The sequence below is a fragment of the Streptomyces sp. NPDC085932 genome (genome assembly GCF_044540525.1).
Taxonomy (GTDB): Bacteria; Actinomycetota; Actinomycetes; order Streptomycetales; family Streptomycetaceae; genus Streptomyces; species Streptomyces levis.
In genome coordinates this window covers 224,301-239,366 of record NZ_JBITSJ010000009.1, presented here as the reverse complement: position 1 = coordinate 239,366, position 15,066 = coordinate 224,301, and the positions used below count along the sequence as shown (strand labels likewise).

Below are 15,066 nucleotides of genomic sequence, written 5' to 3'. Positions count from 1 at the left end.
CCTGCGGGAAAAGAAGTCACAGTGTCTGTACAGGTCCGTCCGCACCACCCCCAGGAGCCCCGCATGAGCGCACTGCCGCAGGAGCGTCGTGTCGTCACCGCCATCCCCGGCCCGAAGTCGCAGGAGCTGCAGGCCCGCCGCACCGCCGCGGTCGCGCAGGGCGTGGGCTCCGTGCTGCCCGTCTTCACCGCGCGCGCGGGCGGCGGGATCATCGAGGACGTCGACGGCAACCGCCTGATCGACTTCGGCTCGGGCATCGCCGTGACGTCCGTCGGCGCCTCCGCCGAGGCCGTCGTACGCCGGGCGTCGGCCCAGCTCGCCGACTTCACCCACACCTGTTTCATGGTCACGCCGTACGAGGGCTACGTCGAGGTCGCCGAGGCGCTCGCCGAGCTCACCCCGGGTGACCACGCCAAGAAGAGCGCGCTGTTCAACTCCGGCGCCGAGGCCGTCGAGAACGCGGTGAAGATCGCCCGGGCCTACACCAAGCGGCAGGCCGTCGTCGTGTTCGACCACGGCTACCACGGGCGCACCAACCTGACGATGGCGCTCACCGCGAAGAACATGCCGTACAAGCACGGCTTCGGGCCGTTCGCGCCCGAGGTGTACCGGGTGCCCGTCGCCTACGGCTACCGCTGGCCGACCGGTCCCGAGAACGCCGGCCCCGAGGCCGCCGCCCAGGCGATCGACCAGATCAGCAAGCAGGTCGGCGCCGAGAACGTCGCCGCGGTCATCATCGAGCCGGTGCTCGGCGAGGGCGGCTTCATCGAGCCGGCCAAGGGCTTCCTGCCGGCGATCCGGAAGTTCACCGAGGACAACGGCATCGTCTTCGTCGCCGACGAGATCCAGTCCGGCTTCTGCCGCACGGGCCAGTGGTTCGCGTGCGAGGACGAGGGGATCGTCCCGGACCTGATCACGACCGCCAAGGGCATCGCCGGCGGCCTGCCGCTCGCGGCCGTGACCGGGCGTGCCGAGATCATGGACGCCGCGCACGCGGGCGGTCTGGGCGGTACGTACGGCGGCAACCCCGTCGCCTGCGCGGGCGCGCTGGGCGCGATCGAGACCATGCGCGAGCTCAACCTCAACGCCAGGGCCCAGAACATCGAGGCCGTGATGAAGGCGCGCCTTTCGGCCATGCAGGAGAAGTTCGACATCATCGGCGACGTGCGCGGCCGCGGCGCGATGATCGCCATCGAGCTGGTCAAGGACCGCGCCACCAAGGAGCCGAACCCGGAGGCGACCGCCGCACTGGCCAAGGCCTGCCACCAGGAGGGCCTGCTGGTCCTGACCTGTGGCACCTACGGCAACGTCCTCCGCTTCCTGCCGCCGCTGGTGATCGGCGAGGACCTGCTGAACGAGGGCCTCGACATCATCGAGCAGGGCTTCGCCCGCATCTGACCCTCCTGACGCGCATCTGAGCCCCCGTCGGGGCAGGTGAGCCGCCCCGGTTCCGCTACCGGGGCGGCGAGCGGCAGAGCGTGTGAAGAAGGTGTGCGAGGTGGATGACAGGGCGCCCTGCGGCCTGTCCTCCGCCCTGCCCCTGTCGTAGGTTCTACCCAGATGAGAGATACACCCCGCCCACAGGGGACTGTGGGTGACATCAGGCCGGGGCCTCCCCAGCTTCGACCTGGTCGTGCCCTCGCGCACACAACCGGAGCCTGAGGCTCTGGATCTCCTCACCGATCGGACGGTCGCCCGCCCCAAACCCCCCGGGGCGCGCGACGTTCCGGTCCAGCGGCCGCCTCGGAACCACCCCCCTGTTCCGGGGCGGCCGACCTCCTTCTTTCCTCTTCTCTTCCTGACGCTCAGCCGTCCGAGGCCTCCCGCGCGGCCCGCTCCAGCCGGGCCCGGTGCCGGTCCCACCACGCCCGGTCGCCCGCCGGCAGGTTGTCCGCGGCAGGGTTCAGGCCGGCGCTGCCGTCGATGAGCTCGCGCACGATGTCCGCGTGGCCGGCGTGCCGCTGCGTGTCGGAGATCACCCGCACCAGCACGTGGTGCAGCGTCACCTCCCGCCGCTCCTGCGGCCACCACGGCACCTGCCCGGTCGCCTCCAGGTCCAGCGCCTCGACCGTCCGGTCGGAGTGCCGCCACGCCTGCCGGTAGAGCCCGGTGATCTGCTCGCGTGACTCCTCCGCCGTGGCCCACATGTCCGCGTTGGGCTCGGCGTCCCGCGTGTACCACCAGGGCGGCGGCGGTTCCGTCTCGAAGTAGGGCCGTCCGAACGTGTCGCCGAGGTACCCGAGCTCCACCCCGGCGACGTGCTTGACCAGGCCGAGCAGGTTGGTCCCGGTCGGGGTGAGCGGGCGGCGGACGTCGTACTCGGAGAGGCCTTCCAGCTTCCAGAGCAGCGCGTCCCGGGCTTCCTGCAGGTAGCGGAGCAGGTCCGCCTTGGCGTGGGGTGCGGTCATGCCGGGCAGTCTCGCACCGGGCACCGACACCGGCCCCGGGCCGCGGCGGCCACGGGCGACGGGAGGACGTCCGCGCTCGTGCCAAGCTGTCCCCATGCCGATCTCCGCACAGGCGCACCGGGAAGACGCCCCGTCCCGTGTGCGCCCCGGCACCCTGGTCCCGCTGCTCGGCCTTCCCGCCCTGCTGTTCGCCCTGATCACCTGGCAGGTCGTCGCCGACGGCCCGCTGCTGCGGCTCGACGAGCGGTTCAGCCGGGTGCTGCTCGTCCCCGACCGCTTCTCCGAGCTGCTGTCGGACCTGGGCGACGTCGCAGTGGCGGTCCCGGTCCTCGCCGTCGCCCTCGGGTACGTCGCCGTGCGCGGCCGCCGCGACGGCACCGGCCGCTGGTGGCTGCCGGTGGCGGCCGCCGCCCTGCTCATGGCGCTGGTCCCGGCGCTGGTCGTCCCGCTGAAGGAACTCACCGACCGCCCGGGCCCGCCGGTCGTCCCCCCGGGCACCGGCTACTACCCCTCCGGTCACACCGCCACGGCCGCCGTCGCCTACGGCGGCGCGACCCTGCTGCTGCTCCCGTGGCTGCGCACCGCCCTGGCCCGCCGCGTCCTGATCGCCGTCTGCGCCGCCCTCGTGCTCGGCGTGAGCTACGGCCTGGTCCGCCGCGGCTACCACTGGCCCCTGGACGTGGCGGGCAGTTGGTGTCTGTGCGCGGTGCTGCTGTCGTCGCTCTGGCTGTTCCTCCGCCGAACGGCGCCGTCCGAGCAGCCCCGTGGGGCGGACACGGCCTAGTCACCGTTCTCCGTGGCCAGGCCGGCCGCCGCCTCGTGCATGGCCAGTTCCAGCAGGGCGGGATCCGTCAGCAGGCCCGAGCCGTCCGGCGGGACCAGCCAGCGCACGCCGCCCGGTGACGACCGGCCCGGGTACGGCACGACGATCCAGGTGCCGGCGCCCGCCGTGCGGATGCCCGTGCCGAGCCAGCGGGCCGCGGTGCCGGGCGGTACGAAGAACCCCATGCGGGCGTCGCCGAAGTCGACGAGCACCGGGCCCGGCTGGTCGAGGACGCGGCTGAGCACGTCGAGCGTGGCGTAACCGAGTTCCCCGGGCAGGATGAGCACGTCCCAGGCGCTGCCGGCCGGCAGCAGCGCGACCCCGAGCGGGTTGCGCTCCCACTCCCAGCGGCAGGCCTCGGGATCGGGTGCGACGGATGCGAGCCACTCGACCGCCGTCTTGGCCCCTGTCATGAGGAGGACCCCCTTCTCTCGTGAAGCTCGTGGATCCCGTGGACGCGCGCTGCGTGCACGGGGGCACCACGAGGGAGAAGGGGGTCTCCCCGGGGTCATTACGCGGGTTCCACCGCCTCGTCGGAGTGAACCGGCTCACACCCGCCGGGCCGGGTCGGCGGGGCGGGTCCGTCGGCTCAGCTGTCGAAGCCCAGACCGAGTCGGTCCATCGTCCGCAGCCACAGGTTGCGGCGCCCGCCCTGCGCGTCCGCGCGGGCCAGCGACCACTTGGTGAGGGCGATGCCCGTCCAGGCGAACGGCTCGGGCGGGAACGGCAGCGGCTTCCTGCGGATCATCTCCAGCTCGGTCCGCTCGGTGCGCTCCCCCGCCAGCAGGTCCAGCATCACCTCGGCGCCGAACCGGGTGGCCCCGACGCCGAGGCCCGTGTACCCGGCCGCGTAGGCCACCTTGCCCTGGTGGGCCGTGCCGAAGAACGCCGAGAAGCGGGAGCAGGTGTCGATGGCGCCGCCCCAGGCATGGGAGAAGCGCACGCCCTCCAGTTGCGGGAAGCAGGTGAAGAAGTGCCCGGCGAGCTTGGCGTAGGTCTCGGGCCGGTCGTCGTACTCGGCGCGGACGCGGCCGCCGTAGGGGTAGATCGCGTCGTAGCCGCCCCAGAGGATCCGGTTGTCGGCGGACAGGCGGAAGTAGTGGAACTGGTTGGCGCTGTCGCCGAGGCCCTGGCGGTTCTTCCAGCCGATGGAGGCCAGCTGGTCGTCGGTGAGCGGCTCGGTCATGAGGGCGTAGTCGTAGACCGGGACGGTGTAGGAGCGCACGCGGCGGACCAGGTTGGGGAAGATGTTGGTGCCGAGGGCGACCCGGCGGGCGCGGATCCGGCCGTAGGGGGTGCGGACGGCCATGCCCGCGCCGTAGGGCTTCAGGTCCAGCGCGGGCGTGTGCTCGTGGACGCGGACGCCCAGGGCGAGACAGGCCCGCTTCAGGCCCCAGGCGAGCTTCGCCGGGTTCAGCATGGCGACGCCCCTGCGGTCCCACAGGCCCGCCTGGAACGTGGGTGAGTTCACCTGCTCCCGTACGGCGTCGGCGTCCAGGTACTCGACGCCCTCGGCCAGGCCGCGGCGGGTCGTCTCCTCGTGCCACTCGCGTAGTTCCCGCGCCTGGTAGGGCTCGGTGGCGACGTCGATCTCGCCGGTGCGCTCGAAGTCGCAGTCGATGGAGTGCCGGGCGACCGCCGCCTCGATCGCGTCGAGGTTGCGGGCGCCCAGCCGCTGGAGCGTGTGGATCTCGTCCGGCCAGCGGGTGAGGCCGTTGGGCAGGCCGTGGGTGAGGGAGGCGGCGCAGAACCCGCCGTTGCGGCCCGAGGCGGCCCAGCCCACCTCGCGGCCCTCCACCAGCACCACGTCCCGCCGCGGGTCGCGCTCCTTGGCGATCAGCGCCGTCCACAGGCCGCTGTAGCCGCCGCCGACGACCAGCAGGTCACAGGTCTCGGAGGTGGTGAGGGCGGGTTCGGGGCGGGGCCGGCCGGGGTCGTCCAGCCAGTACGCGACCGGCTGGGCGTCGGAGAGCGAATGAGTCCACCGATTCATGGCGCCAGGGGCCATGATTTCAACTCCCTACGGTTATGCCTTTTGTCTGTTGCGGCGATTTCCGATGACCATGGAGATCAGGACGAACAGTACGGCGACGATGAACATGGCCGTACCGATGACATTGATCTGGACGGGCGTTCCGCGCTGCGCCGAGCCCCAGACGAACATCGGGAACGTGACGGTCGAACCGGCGTTGAAATTGGTGATGATGAAATCGTCGAAGGAGAGCGCGAAGGCGAGCAGCGCACCGGCCGCGATACCCGGTGCCGCGATCGGCAGGGTGACCCGGACGAAGGTCTGGAACGGGCCGGCGTACAGATCCCGTGCCGCCTCCTCCAGTTTCGGGTCCATCGACATCACGCGCGCCTTCACGGCCGTGACCACGAAACTCAGGCAGAACATGATGTGCGCGATGAGGATCGTCCAGAAACCGAGCTGCGCGCCCATGTTCAGGAACAGGGTGAGCAGCGAGGCGGCCATGACCACCTCGGGCATCGCCATCGGCAGGAAGATCAGCGAGTTCACGGCGCCGCGGGCGCGGAACCGGTAGCGGACCAGGGCGAACGCGATCAGCGTGCCCAGGAGCGTGGCGCCGAGGGTCGCCCAGAAGGCGATCTGGAGGCTGACCGACAGCGAGCCGCACAGGTCGGAGACGCCGCACGGGTCCTTCCAGGCGTCCAGCGAGAACCGCTGCCACTCGTAGTTGAAGCGCCCCTTCGGTTTGTTGAAGGAGAACACCGTCACGATGACGTTCGGCAGCAGCAGATAGGCGAGCGTGAAGAGTCCCGCGATGACGACGAGATGTCTCTTGAGCCAGTTGACGAAGGGCATTAGACCAGATCCTCCGTCCCGGACCTGCGGATGTAGAAAGTGACCATGAGGAGAATGGCCGCCATGAGGATGAAGGAGAGCGCCGCGGCCGTCGGGTAGTCGAGCACTCTGAGGAACTGCGTCTGGATGACGTTGCCGACCATGCGGGTGTCGGTCGAGCCGAGCAGGTCGGCGTTGACGTAGTCACCGGTCGCCGGGATGAAGGTCAGCAGGGTGCCGGAGACGACACCCGGCATCGACAGCGGAAAGGTGACCTTGCGGAAGGTCGTCCAGGGCCGGGCGTACAGGTCGCCGGCGGCCTCGTGGAGCCGGCCGTCGATGCGCTCCAGCGAGGTGTACAGCGGCAGGATCATGAACGGCAGGAAGTTGTACGTCAGACCGCAGATGACCGCCAGCGGCGTGGCCAGCACACGGTCGCCCGCGGTCAGGCCCAGCCAGCTGGTCACGTCCAGCACGTGCAGCGAGTTGAGCGCGCCGACGAGCGGGCCGCCGTCCGCGAGGATCGTCTTCCAGGCCAGGGTGCGGATCAGGAAGCTGGTGAAGAACGGCGCGATCACCAGGATCATGATCAGGTTCCGCCAGCGGCCCGCCCGGAAGGCGATCAGATAGGCGAGCGGGTAGCCGAGCAGCAGGCACAGGATCGTGGCGGTACCGGCATAGAGCACCGAGCGGACGAACTGCGGCCAGTAGGCCGACAGCGCGTCCCAGTAGGTGGCGAAGTGCCAGGTGACCTCGTAACCCGTCTCCAGGGAGCCCGTCTGCACGGAGGTGGAGGCCTGGTAGATCATCGGCAGCGCGAAGAAGACGACCAGCCAGAGCATGCCGGGCAGCAGCAGCCAGTACGGGGTCAGGCGGCCCCGGCGCCTGGGCGGCTTCGCTTCGGGCGCCTGCGGGGTGAGCGGCGGTGGCGCCTCGGTGAGTGTCGACATCAGGCCGCCTCTTCCACTCCGGCCTCGGCGTCCTGGGCGGCGTCCAGGCCGAAGGTGTGGGCCGGGTTCCAGTGCAGGACGACCTCGGTGCCGGGCACGAGCCGGGGGTCGCGGTCGATGTTCTGGGCGTAGACCTCGAAGTCCGGGCAGACCGGGCTGTCGACGACGTACTGCGTCGAGACGCCGATGAAGCTGGAGTCCGCGATCCGGCCGGTGATGCGGTTGCGGCCCTCCGGGATCTCGCCGGCGTCGTCCGCGTGAGTGAGGGAGATCTTCTCCGGGCGGACCCCGACCAGCACCTTGCCGCCGGTGGTCGTGGGCGCCGCACAGCGCGCCTCGGGCAGGACGAGCTTGCCGCCGCCCGCCTTCAGCACGATGTCCTCGCCGCTGCGGGAGTCGACCTCGGCCTCGATGAAGTTGGAGGTGCCGAGGAAGTTGGCGACGAACGTGGTGCGCGGGTTCTCGTACAGGTCGGCGGGTGTGCCGAGCTGCTCGACGCGGCCGCCGTTCATCACGGCGACCGTGTCGGCCATGGTCATGGCCTCCTCCTGGTCGTGCGTGACGTGGATGAAGGTGATGCCGACCTCGGTCTGGATGCGCTTGAGCTCCAGCTGCATCTGGCGGCGCAACTTCAGGTCAAGGGCGCCGAGCGGCTCGTCGAGCAGGAGCACCTTGGGGTGGTTGATCAGCGCGCGGGCCACGGCGACGCGCTGCTGCTGGCCGCCGGAGAGCTGGTGCGGCTTCTTGCGGGCCTGCTCGCCGAGCTGGACCAGCTCCAGCATCTCCTCGACCTGCTTCTTCACCGACTTCAGGCCGCGCCGGCGCAGGCCGAAGGCGACGTTCTCGAAGATGTCGAGGTGCGGGAAGAGGGCGTAGGACTGGAAGACCGTGTTCACCGGCCGCCGGTACGGCGGCAGGGCCGTCACGTCCTGGTCGCCGAGGAAGACGGTGCCGGCGGAGGGTTCCTCCAGCCCGGCGATCATGCGCAGGGTGGTGGTCTTGCCGCAGCCGGAGGCGCCGAGCAGGGCGAAGAAGGAGCCCTGCGGGACGGTCAGGTCGAGCGGGTGGACGGCGGTGAAGGAGCCGTAGGTCTTGCTGATGCCCGTGAGGCGGACGTCGCCGCTGGGGTCCGTCGTGTTCGTCATGGTGGTCACGCCCCCGTCAGCTTCGCGAACTTCTCTTCGAACTCGGTCTCTTCCTTCGAGCTCAGCGAGCGGAAGGCGTGCGACTTGGCCGCCATGGCCTTGTCGGGGATGATCAGCGGGTTGTTCGCCGCGTCCTCGTCGATCTTCGCCAGCTCGGCCTTCACGCCGTCGACGGGACACACGTAGTTGATGTACGCGGCCAGTTCGGCGGCCGGCTTCGGCTCGTAGTAGAAGTCGATGAGCCGCTCGGCGTTCGTCTTGTGCCGGGCCTTGTTGGGGACGAGCAGGTTGTCCGTGGACGTCATGTAGCCGCTGTCGGGGATCAGGAAGTCGATGTCGGGGCTGTCCGCCTTGAGCTGGACGACGTCCCCGGCCCAGGCGACGCAGGCCGCGAAGTCCCCGCTGGTCAGGTCGGAGGTGTAGTCGTTGCCGGTGAAGCGGCGGATCTGGCCCTTGTCGACGGCCTTCTGCAGCCGGGCGATGGCCGCGTCGTAGTCGTCGGCGGTGAAGTCGGCCGGGTCCTTGCCCATGTCGAGCAGGGTCATGCCGACGCTGTCGCGCATCTCCGACAGGAAGCCGACGCGGCCCTTGAGCTTCGGGTTGTCGAGCAGGTCGGAGATCGACGTCACCTCGACGCCGTCGAGGGCCTTCCTGTTGTACGCGATGACCGTCGAGATGCCCTGCCAGACGTAGGAGTAGGCGCGGCCCGGGTCCCAGTCGGGGTTGCGGAACTGGGCGGACAGGTTGGCGTAGGCGTGCGGCAGGTTGCTCGCGTCGAGTTTCTGCACCCAGCCCAGGCGGATGAGGCGGGCGGCCAGCCAGTCGGTGAGGACGATCAGGTCGCGGCCGGTGTCCTGGCCCGCGGCGAGCTGCGGTTTGATCTTGCCGAAGAACTCGTTGTTGTCGTTGATGTCCTCGGTGTACTTGACCTTGACGCCGGTGCGCTCGGTGAACTGCTCCAGCGTGGGGTGGTGCTTGCCGCTGTCGTCGACGTCCATGTACTCGGTCCAGTTGGAGAAGTTCACGGTCTTCTCCTTGGCCGAGCGGTCCTCGGCCGGGACGCCGCCCTGCGACTGACCGGCCGCCGGGATGCCGCAGGCGCTCAGTGTCCCGAGACCGCCGACGGCGAGCGCGCCGCCCGCGGAGGCGCGCAGCAGCGACCGCCGGGTGAGGGCGGCCCTGCCGTTGGTGATGCTGCGCCGCATCGCGGCCACTTGGGCCGCGGACAGGCGGTCGGGCTCGTACTGCTCCATGCGCGTGGTGCCCTTTCGGAGGGTGGGCGGCCGCTGGTCGGGCGGCCTGATACGGCTAGCGGTCCCCGAAGACGGTGCGGTGCCAGTCCTTGGCGGCCACCGCGGTGTTGTCGAACATGACGTGCTTGATCTGGGTGTACTCCTCGAACGAGTACGCGGACATGTCCTTGCCGTAGCCGGAGGACTTGTAGCCGCCGTGCGGCATTTCGCTGATGATCGGGATGTGGTCGTTGACCCACACGCAGCCGGCCTTGATCTCGCGCGTGGCCCGGTTGGCCCGGTACACGTCCCGGCTCCAGGCGGAGGCGGCCAGCCCGTACGGGGTGTCGTTGGCGAGGGCGATGCCCTCGTCGTCGGTGTCGAACGGCAGCACGACCAGGACCGGTCCGAAGATCTCGGACTGGACGACCTCGCTGTCCTGGGCCGCGTCGGCGATCAGGGTGGGCCGGTAGTACGCACCCTTGGCGAGCTCGCCCCCCGGTACCTCACCGCCGGTCACCACGCGCGCGTAGCCGCGCGCCCGGTCGACGAAGCCGGCGACCCGGTCGCGCTGCGCGTGCGAGACCAGCGGGCCCAGGTCGGTGCCGGCGGCGAACGGGTCGCCGAGCCGGACCGTCTCCATGAGCGCCGCCGTCCGCTCCACGAAGGCGTCGTACAGCGGCCGCTGCACGTACGCGCGCGTGGCGGCCGTGCAGTCCTGCCCGGTGTTGATGAGCGCACCGGCGACGGCGCCGTGGGCGGCGGCCTCCGGGTCGGCGTCGTCGAAGACCACGAAGGGCGCCTTGCCGCCGAGCTCCAGGTGGAGGCGCTTGACCGTGGCGGTGGCGACCTCGGCGACGCGCTTGCCGACGGCGGTGGAGCCGGTGAAGGAGGTCATGGCCACGTCGGGGTGGCCGACGAGGTGCTCCCCGGCCTCCCTGCCCGTGCCGGTGACGATGTTGATCACGCCGTCCGGGATTCCGGCGTCGGTGGCCGCCTGCGCGAAGAGCAGCGAGGTCAGCGGGGTGAGCTCGGCGGGCTTCAGCACGATGGTGTTGCCCGCCGCGATCGCCGGGAGGATCTTCCAGGCGGCCATCTGCAGCGGGTAGTTCCAGGGCGCGATCGACCCGACGACCCCGATCGGCTCGCGCCGGACGTACGAGGTGTGGTCGCCGGAGTACTCGCCCGCGGACCGCCCCTGCAGATGCCGGGCGGCACCGGCGAAGAAGGCCGTGTTGTCGATCGTCCCGGGGACGTCGAACTCGCGGGTCAGCTTCAGCGGCTTGCCGCACTGGAGCGACTCCGCGCGGGCGAAGTCCTCCGCCCGGTCGGCCAGGACCGCGGCGAACCGGTGCAGGGCGTCGGACCGCTCGCCGGGGGTGGTGCCCGCCCAGCCGGGGAAGGCCTCGCGGGCCGCGGCGACGGCCCGGTCGACGTCGGCCGTGCCCGCCAGCTCGTAACGCAGGACCTCCTCGCCCGACGCCGGGTCGACGACCGCGTGCGTACGGCCGGAGGTGCCCCTGGTGAGGCGGCCCGCGATGTACTGCGCGCCCTGCTGGAAGCGCTCCTCGGCCGGGAATCGGTCGGGGGTGGCGTTGCCCGGGTTGTGCATGTCGCTCTCCTCCGTGTCCCCATGATGGGGCCGGCGTGGCTCAGGCTCGATTTGAGTGCCGATCCTGACAGAGGGATGGGACTCCAACAAGTGATTCCGTTGTTGATTTTTGGTTACGCGACGGAATCTGTCGACCAGGTGTCGAGTCCGCCGGGAAAAGGCGGGACGCTGTGTCCGTGGTGCGTGCCAGACTCGCGTGCATGGAGAAGATCACGGGGGCGGTCGACTCGCGGGAGGCCCTGATCAGGGCGGTCCGCGCGGGCGCCGGTATCAGGTATCTGCACTTCTGGGGGCACCGTCCGCGGCCGGACGGCCGGATCGGGCCGAGCTGCCTGAGCCAGTGGTGGCCGTCGCCGTTCACGGTGGACGGCGTGCAGTACGCGACGGCCGAGCACTGGATGATGGCCGGCAAGGCCCGCCTCTTCGAGGACGCGGCGGCCGAGCGTGCCGTGCTGGCCGCCGGGCATCCCGCCGAGGCGAAGAAGGCCGGGCGGCTGGTGCGCGGGTTCGACGAGGCGGTCTGGGCCCGGGAGCGGTTCCGGATCGTCGTGGAGGGCAGCGTCCACAAGTTCGGGGCGCATCCGGAGCTGCAGGGCTTCCTGCTGGGCACGGGCGATCGCGTACTGGTCGAGGCGAGCCCCGTGGACCGCGTGTGGGGCATCGGGCTGGCCGCGGACGACGAGGCGGCGATGGACCCGGAGCGGTGGCGGGGGCCGAATCTGCTGGGGTTCGCGCTGATGGCGGCGCGGGAGCGGCTGCGGGCGACCGGGGCATGAGTGAGGGGCCGGTCCGGGACCGGCCCCCCTCGGTGACTGCGGCGGCCTCGCTCAGGAAGCCGCGCCGAGCCCGCCCATGATGCCGGCGAACAGCAGGAAGCCCAGCAGCGGCAGGATCACGGTGGCGATGATGCCGCAGACCAGGCCGGCGGTCGCCGCGCCCTTGTTGGTGGCCTCACCGCGGGTGGCCTTGCCCCGGCCGACGGCGCCGAAGATGATCGCCAGGATGCCGAGGATCACGCCGAAGAACCACAGCAGGAAGGTCACGCTGCAGACGACGCCGATGATGCCCAGCACCAGACCCGCGGTTCCCATGCCGTTGCTCGGCTGCGCGGGCATCCCGTAGCCGGCCGCCTGCGGGTAGCCCACGGGCGGCGCGGCCGGGTAGCCGGGACCGCTCTGGGGGTAGCCGTAGCCCGGGCCGGACTGCTGCGGGAAGCCGTAGCCGGGGGCCGGCTGCTGCGGAGGCTGGGACGGCGGGCCGAAGCCACCGGGCGTGGGATCGGTGTTGGACATGGACGAGCTCCCCTCCGTTGTCAGACCAGGGAATCGTAGTGGCCGAGTCGGCCGGGGAGTACGGGAGTTCAGTGCAGAACCGGTGCGGTGACGGCCGGGCGCAGGGCGCCGTAGTACGGGTCCTCGTCGTAGTCGTCGCTGTTGATGGCGGCCGTGATGCCGACCGCGATCAGCACGATCACGGTGATGCCGAGGATGATCCCGATGATGCCCATGATCAGACCCGCCTGAGCCTGCCCGTGGTTGGTGGCCACACCGGCCTCGGCACGCTTGCGGCCCTTGATGCCGAAGATGACGGCGAGGATGCCGGTGACCAGGGAGACCACGCCGTACAGGCAGAAGAGCGTGCAGGAGACGATGCCGAGCACCATCGCTGCGATGCCCATGCCGTTCTGCGGGGCCATGGGCATGCCGGGCCAGCCGTAGCCGGACTGGGAGTAGCCGGACTGGGGGTAGCCGGGGTAGCCGTAACCGCCGGGACCGCCCGGGGCGACGGGCGGGGGCGGGACCGCGCCGGTGCCGGAGGTGTCGTACTGGGGGGTGCCGGCAGGTGGGGTGAAACCGGCGCTGGGCATCGAGGTGACCGTGGCCTGGTCGTGCACGGAGGGCGGCCCCTGGGTGGGCGGCTGGTCCTTGTCGAGCGACGGCTTGTGCTCCGGAGGCGCCCACGGGTCGTGGCCGCCGCCTCCGCCGGGCTGCGTCGGGTCCGTCATCTGTGCATCCCCCCCTGGGTCGATCGTGTCGCCATGCTACGGGGCCGTTCGGGGCGGGCCACAGGGCGGGGGCGCGGGGTGGTTCCCGGCGTCGACCGAGGGTGGTGCCCGCCCTCGGCGGCCGGGCCGGAGGCCGGCACGGCCCCACACCCCCTGACATGCCGCTCCCGCCTAGGATGAAACCCGAGTCATCGATCAGCCGATCACCCGCGCCCGCCGCCGCCCTCGTGCCGGCCCGGCGCCGTTCCGGGGAGGAACCCTTGACCGAACATCTCGTCGACCCCCAGACCCCGCGCGACCTGAAGGCGTTCATCGCCGGTCTGCCCAAGGCCGAACTGCACGTGCACCACGTGGGCTCCGCCTCTCCCCGGATCGTCTCCGAGCTGGCCGCCCGGCACCCCGACTCGAAGGTGCCGACCGACCCCGAGGCCCTGGCCGACTACTTCACCTTCACCGACTTCGCGCACTTCATCGAGGTGTACCTGTCGGTCGTCGACCTCATCCGCACGCCCGAGGACGTCCGGCTGCTGACCTACGAGGTGGCCCGGGAGCTGGCCCGGCAGCAGGTGCGGTACGCCGAGCTGACCATCACGCCGTTCTCGTCCACCCGGCGCGGCATCGACGAGCGCGCCTTCATGGACGCGATCGAGGACGCCCGCAAGGCCGCCGAGGCCGAGTTCGGGACCGTGCTGCGCTGGTGCTTCGACATCCCCGGAGAGGCGGGCCTGGAGGCCGCCGAGGAGACGACCCGGCTCGCCACCGACGACCGGCTCCGCCCCGAGGGCCTGGTCTCCTTCGGGCTCGGCGGTCCGGAGGTCGGCGTGCCCCGGCCGCAGTTCAAGCCCCACTTCGACCGCGCGATCGCGGCCGGGCTGCACTCCGTGCCGCACGCCGGCGAGACCACCGGCCCGGAGACGGTCTGGGACGCGCTGACGCATCTGCGGGCCGAGCGCATCGGGCACGGCACGAGCGCCGCGCAGGACCCGAAGCTCCTCGCGCACCTCGCCGAGCACCGCATCGCGCTGGAGGTGTGCCCGACCTCGAACATCGCCACGCGCGCGGTCCGCACCCTCGACGAGCACCCGATCAAGGAGTTCGCGCGGGCCGGGGTGGTCGTCACGATCAACTCCGACGATCCGCCGATGTTCGGCACCGACCTGCAGAACGAGTACGCGGTGGCCGCCCGCCTCCTCGGCCTCGACGAGCGGGGCCTGGCCGACCTGGCGAAGAACGCCGTCGAGGTGTCCTTCCTGGACGACGCCGGCAAGACCAGGATCAAGGGCGAGATCGACTCCTACACCGCGGAGTGGCTCGGCCGGTGACGTCCTCGGCAGCACGTCCCGGGCGGCCCGTGACCGCCGTGGCCCACCGGGGCGACCCCTACCGCGTCCGCGAGAACACCGTGGCCTCGCTCAGATCCGCGCTGGCCCGGGGCGCGGACGTGGTGGAGGTCGACGTCCGGCTCACCCGGGACGGTGTGCCGGTGCTGCTGCACGACGCGACGCTCAAGCGGCTCTGGCGGCACGAGCGGCCGGTGCTCGCGCTGTCCCGGGCCGAGGTGCGCGGCCTGACCGGCGGCGGGGTGCCGACCCTGGCGGAGGCGCTGGCCGCGACCGAAGGACACCGGATGATGATCGACCTGCCCGGCTCGCCCGACGTGCGGGCGGTGCGCCGGGTCGTGGGCGCCGTCGCGGAGGCCGGGGCCGCGGACCGCGTCTACTACTGCGCGGGCGCCGCCGCCATGCTCGCGGTGCGGGCGGCGGACCCGGCCGCCGAGATCGCGCTCACCTGGACGACCCTGGCCCCGCCGCGGCCGGTGCTGCTGGAGGCGATCCGCCCGCGCTGGCTCAACTACCGGTTCCCGCTGGTGGACCGCGCCCTCGCCGACCGCGTCCACCGCGACGGCCGGCTGCTGTCCGTCTGGACCCCCGACACCCGCCGTGCCATGCGCCGGCTCCTGGCCGCGGGCGTGGACTCGATCACGACCAACCGCATCGACGTCCTGTGCGCCACCCGGGCGAGCGCCGCGGCACCGCCACCGGACCGGCCGGGGCCGCGCGGCTAGGTGGGCTGTCCGGAGAGGTG

15 protein-coding genes are annotated in these 15,066 nt (G+C 71.4%); 5 read left to right on the top strand and 10 right to left on the bottom strand.

Annotated elements, in window-relative coordinates; all coding sequences use genetic code 11:
- The first annotated feature begins 63 nt into the window (after positions 1-63).
- The gene (gabT, locus tag ACIGAQ_RS35920; protein ID WP_399790475.1) at positions 64-1,398 is read left to right on the top strand and encodes a 4-aminobutyrate--2-oxoglutarate transaminase; all 1,335 of its coding nucleotides are present in this window, start codon (positions 64-66) and stop codon (positions 1,396-1,398) included.
- Between the two features lie 407 nt (positions 1,399-1,805).
- Here gabT and ACIGAQ_RS35915 read toward each other — a convergent pair whose 3' ends face one another.
- Positions 1,806-2,408: a DinB family protein gene (locus ACIGAQ_RS35915; RefSeq protein WP_399790472.1), complete on the bottom strand. Its 603-nt coding sequence runs from the start codon at positions 2,406-2,408 to the stop codon at positions 1,806-1,808.
- A 94-nt stretch (positions 2,409-2,502) separates the two neighbouring features.
- Here ACIGAQ_RS35915 and ACIGAQ_RS35910 point away from each other — a divergent pair, with 94 nt between their 5' ends.
- Positions 2,503-3,192: a phosphatase PAP2 family protein gene (locus tag ACIGAQ_RS35910; protein WP_399790469.1), complete on the top strand. Its 690-nt coding sequence runs from the start codon at positions 2,503-2,505 to the stop codon at positions 3,190-3,192.
- Here the strand turns inward: ACIGAQ_RS35910 and ACIGAQ_RS35905 are convergent.
- The 7 genes from ACIGAQ_RS35905 to ACIGAQ_RS35875 all read right to left on the bottom strand — a co-directional run bounded on the left by ACIGAQ_RS35905 (position 3,189) and on the right by ACIGAQ_RS35875 (position 10,976).
- Positions 3,189-3,644 carry a hypothetical protein gene (locus tag ACIGAQ_RS35905; RefSeq protein ID WP_309096158.1) on the bottom strand — a complete coding sequence of 152 codons (456 nt, stop codon included), beginning with the start codon at positions 3,642-3,644 and terminating at the stop codon, positions 3,189-3,191. The genes ACIGAQ_RS35910 and ACIGAQ_RS35905 overlap by 4 nt on opposite strands.
- 176 nt (positions 3,645-3,820) lie before the next feature.
- Positions 3,821-5,239: an NAD(P)/FAD-dependent oxidoreductase gene (locus ACIGAQ_RS35900; protein WP_399790466.1), complete on the bottom strand. Its 1,419-nt coding sequence runs from the start codon at positions 5,237-5,239 to the stop codon at positions 3,821-3,823.
- An 18-nt stretch (positions 5,240-5,257) separates the two neighbouring features.
- Positions 5,258-6,058, bottom strand: coding sequence for an ABC transporter permease (locus tag ACIGAQ_RS35895; protein WP_311685270.1), 801 nt, complete (start codon positions 6,056-6,058; stop codon positions 5,258-5,260).
- Entirely contained in the window at positions 6,058-6,987 is a 930-nt protein-coding gene (locus tag ACIGAQ_RS35890; RefSeq protein WP_311685272.1) for an ABC transporter permease, read from the bottom strand. The genes ACIGAQ_RS35895 and ACIGAQ_RS35890 overlap by 1 nt, the downstream gene beginning before the upstream one ends.
- The gene (locus ACIGAQ_RS35885) at positions 6,987-8,141 is read right to left on the bottom strand and encodes an ABC transporter ATP-binding protein (RefSeq protein WP_399790462.1); all 1,155 of its coding nucleotides are present in this window, start codon (positions 8,139-8,141) and stop codon (positions 6,987-6,989) included. Before ACIGAQ_RS35885 ends, ACIGAQ_RS35890 begins: the two co-directional genes overlap by 1 nt.
- The gene (locus ACIGAQ_RS35880; protein WP_399790459.1) at positions 8,138-9,385 is read right to left on the bottom strand and encodes a spermidine/putrescine ABC transporter substrate-binding protein; all 1,248 of its coding nucleotides are present in this window, start codon (positions 9,383-9,385) and stop codon (positions 8,138-8,140) included. Before ACIGAQ_RS35880 ends, ACIGAQ_RS35885 begins: the two co-directional genes overlap by 4 nt.
- A gap of 55 nt (positions 9,386-9,440) precedes the next feature.
- Positions 9,441-10,976, bottom strand: coding sequence for a gamma-aminobutyraldehyde dehydrogenase (locus ACIGAQ_RS35875; RefSeq protein WP_399790456.1), 1,536 nt, complete (start codon positions 10,974-10,976; stop codon positions 9,441-9,443).
- A 200-nt stretch (positions 10,977-11,176) separates the two neighbouring features.
- Between ACIGAQ_RS35875 and ACIGAQ_RS35870 the strand changes: the two genes are divergently transcribed.
- Positions 11,177-11,752 (top strand): NADAR family protein, encoded by a 576-nt coding sequence (locus tag ACIGAQ_RS35870; RefSeq protein WP_399790454.1) that lies wholly within the window; start codon positions 11,177-11,179, stop codon positions 11,750-11,752.
- 51 nt (positions 11,753-11,803) lie between these two features.
- On the opposite strand, the gene ACIGAQ_RS35865 is transcribed toward ACIGAQ_RS35870, so the two are convergent.
- Together ACIGAQ_RS35865 and ACIGAQ_RS35860 are read right to left on the bottom strand one after the other, a co-directional pair.
- Complete coding sequence (locus tag ACIGAQ_RS35865; protein ID WP_311685281.1) at positions 11,804-12,268, bottom strand: DUF4190 domain-containing protein; 465 nt, start codon at positions 12,266-12,268, stop codon at positions 11,804-11,806.
- 68 nt (positions 12,269-12,336) lie between these two features.
- The gene (locus tag ACIGAQ_RS35860) at positions 12,337-12,981 is read right to left on the bottom strand and encodes a DUF4190 domain-containing protein (protein WP_362281744.1); all 645 of its coding nucleotides are present in this window, start codon (positions 12,979-12,981) and stop codon (positions 12,337-12,339) included.
- Between the two features lie 260 nt (positions 12,982-13,241).
- Here ACIGAQ_RS35860 and ACIGAQ_RS35855 point away from each other — a divergent pair, with 260 nt between their 5' ends.
- Together ACIGAQ_RS35855 and ACIGAQ_RS35850 are read left to right on the top strand one after the other, a co-directional pair.
- On the top strand, positions 13,242-14,303 hold the full coding sequence (locus tag ACIGAQ_RS35855; RefSeq protein ID WP_399790450.1) for an adenosine deaminase: 1,062 nt from the start codon (positions 13,242-13,244) through the stop codon (positions 14,301-14,303).
- Between the two features lie 38 nt (positions 14,304-14,341).
- Positions 14,342-15,046 (top strand): glycerophosphodiester phosphodiesterase, encoded by a 705-nt coding sequence (locus ACIGAQ_RS35850; protein WP_399790587.1) that lies wholly within the window; start codon positions 14,342-14,344, stop codon positions 15,044-15,046.
- Positions 15,047-15,066: the final 20 nt, after the last annotated feature.

Excerpts from the sequence above, each read along its gene's own strand:
- gabT (WP_399790475.1), top strand. The coding sequence starts at position 64 with ATGAGCGCACTGCCGCAGGAGCGTCGTGTCGTCACCGCCATCCCCGGC.
- ACIGAQ_RS35915 (WP_399790472.1), bottom strand. The coding sequence starts at position 2,408 with ATGACCGCACCCCACGCCAAGGCGGACCTGCTCCGCTACCTGCAGGAA.
- ACIGAQ_RS35910 (WP_399790469.1), top strand. The coding sequence starts at position 2,503 with ATGCCGATCTCCGCACAGGCGCACCGGGAAGACGCCCCGTCCCGTGTG.
- ACIGAQ_RS35905 (WP_309096158.1), bottom strand. The coding sequence starts at position 3,644 with ATGACAGGGGCCAAGACGGCGGTCGAGTGGCTCGCATCCGTCGCACCC.
- ACIGAQ_RS35900 (WP_399790466.1), bottom strand. The coding sequence starts at position 5,239 with ATGGCCCCTGGCGCCATGAATCGGTGGACTCATTCGCTCTCCGACGCC.
- ACIGAQ_RS35895 (WP_311685270.1), bottom strand. The coding sequence starts at position 6,058 with ATGCCCTTCGTCAACTGGCTCAAGAGACATCTCGTCGTCATCGCGGGA.
- ACIGAQ_RS35890 (WP_311685272.1), bottom strand. The coding sequence starts at position 6,987 with ATGTCGACACTCACCGAGGCGCCACCGCCGCTCACCCCGCAGGCGCCC.
- ACIGAQ_RS35880 (WP_399790459.1), bottom strand. The coding sequence starts at position 9,385 with ATGGAGCAGTACGAGCCCGACCGCCTGTCCGCGGCCCAAGTGGCCGCG.
- ACIGAQ_RS35875 (WP_399790456.1), bottom strand. The coding sequence starts at position 10,976 with ATGCACAACCCGGGCAACGCCACCCCCGACCGATTCCCGGCCGAGGAG.
- ACIGAQ_RS35870 (WP_399790454.1), top strand. The coding sequence starts at position 11,177 with ATGGAGAAGATCACGGGGGCGGTCGACTCGCGGGAGGCCCTGATCAGG.
- ACIGAQ_RS35865 (WP_311685281.1), bottom strand. The coding sequence starts at position 12,268 with ATGTCCAACACCGATCCCACGCCCGGTGGCTTCGGCCCGCCGTCCCAG.
- ACIGAQ_RS35860 (WP_362281744.1), bottom strand. The coding sequence starts at position 12,981 with ATGACGGACCCGACGCAGCCCGGCGGAGGCGGCGGCCACGACCCGTGG.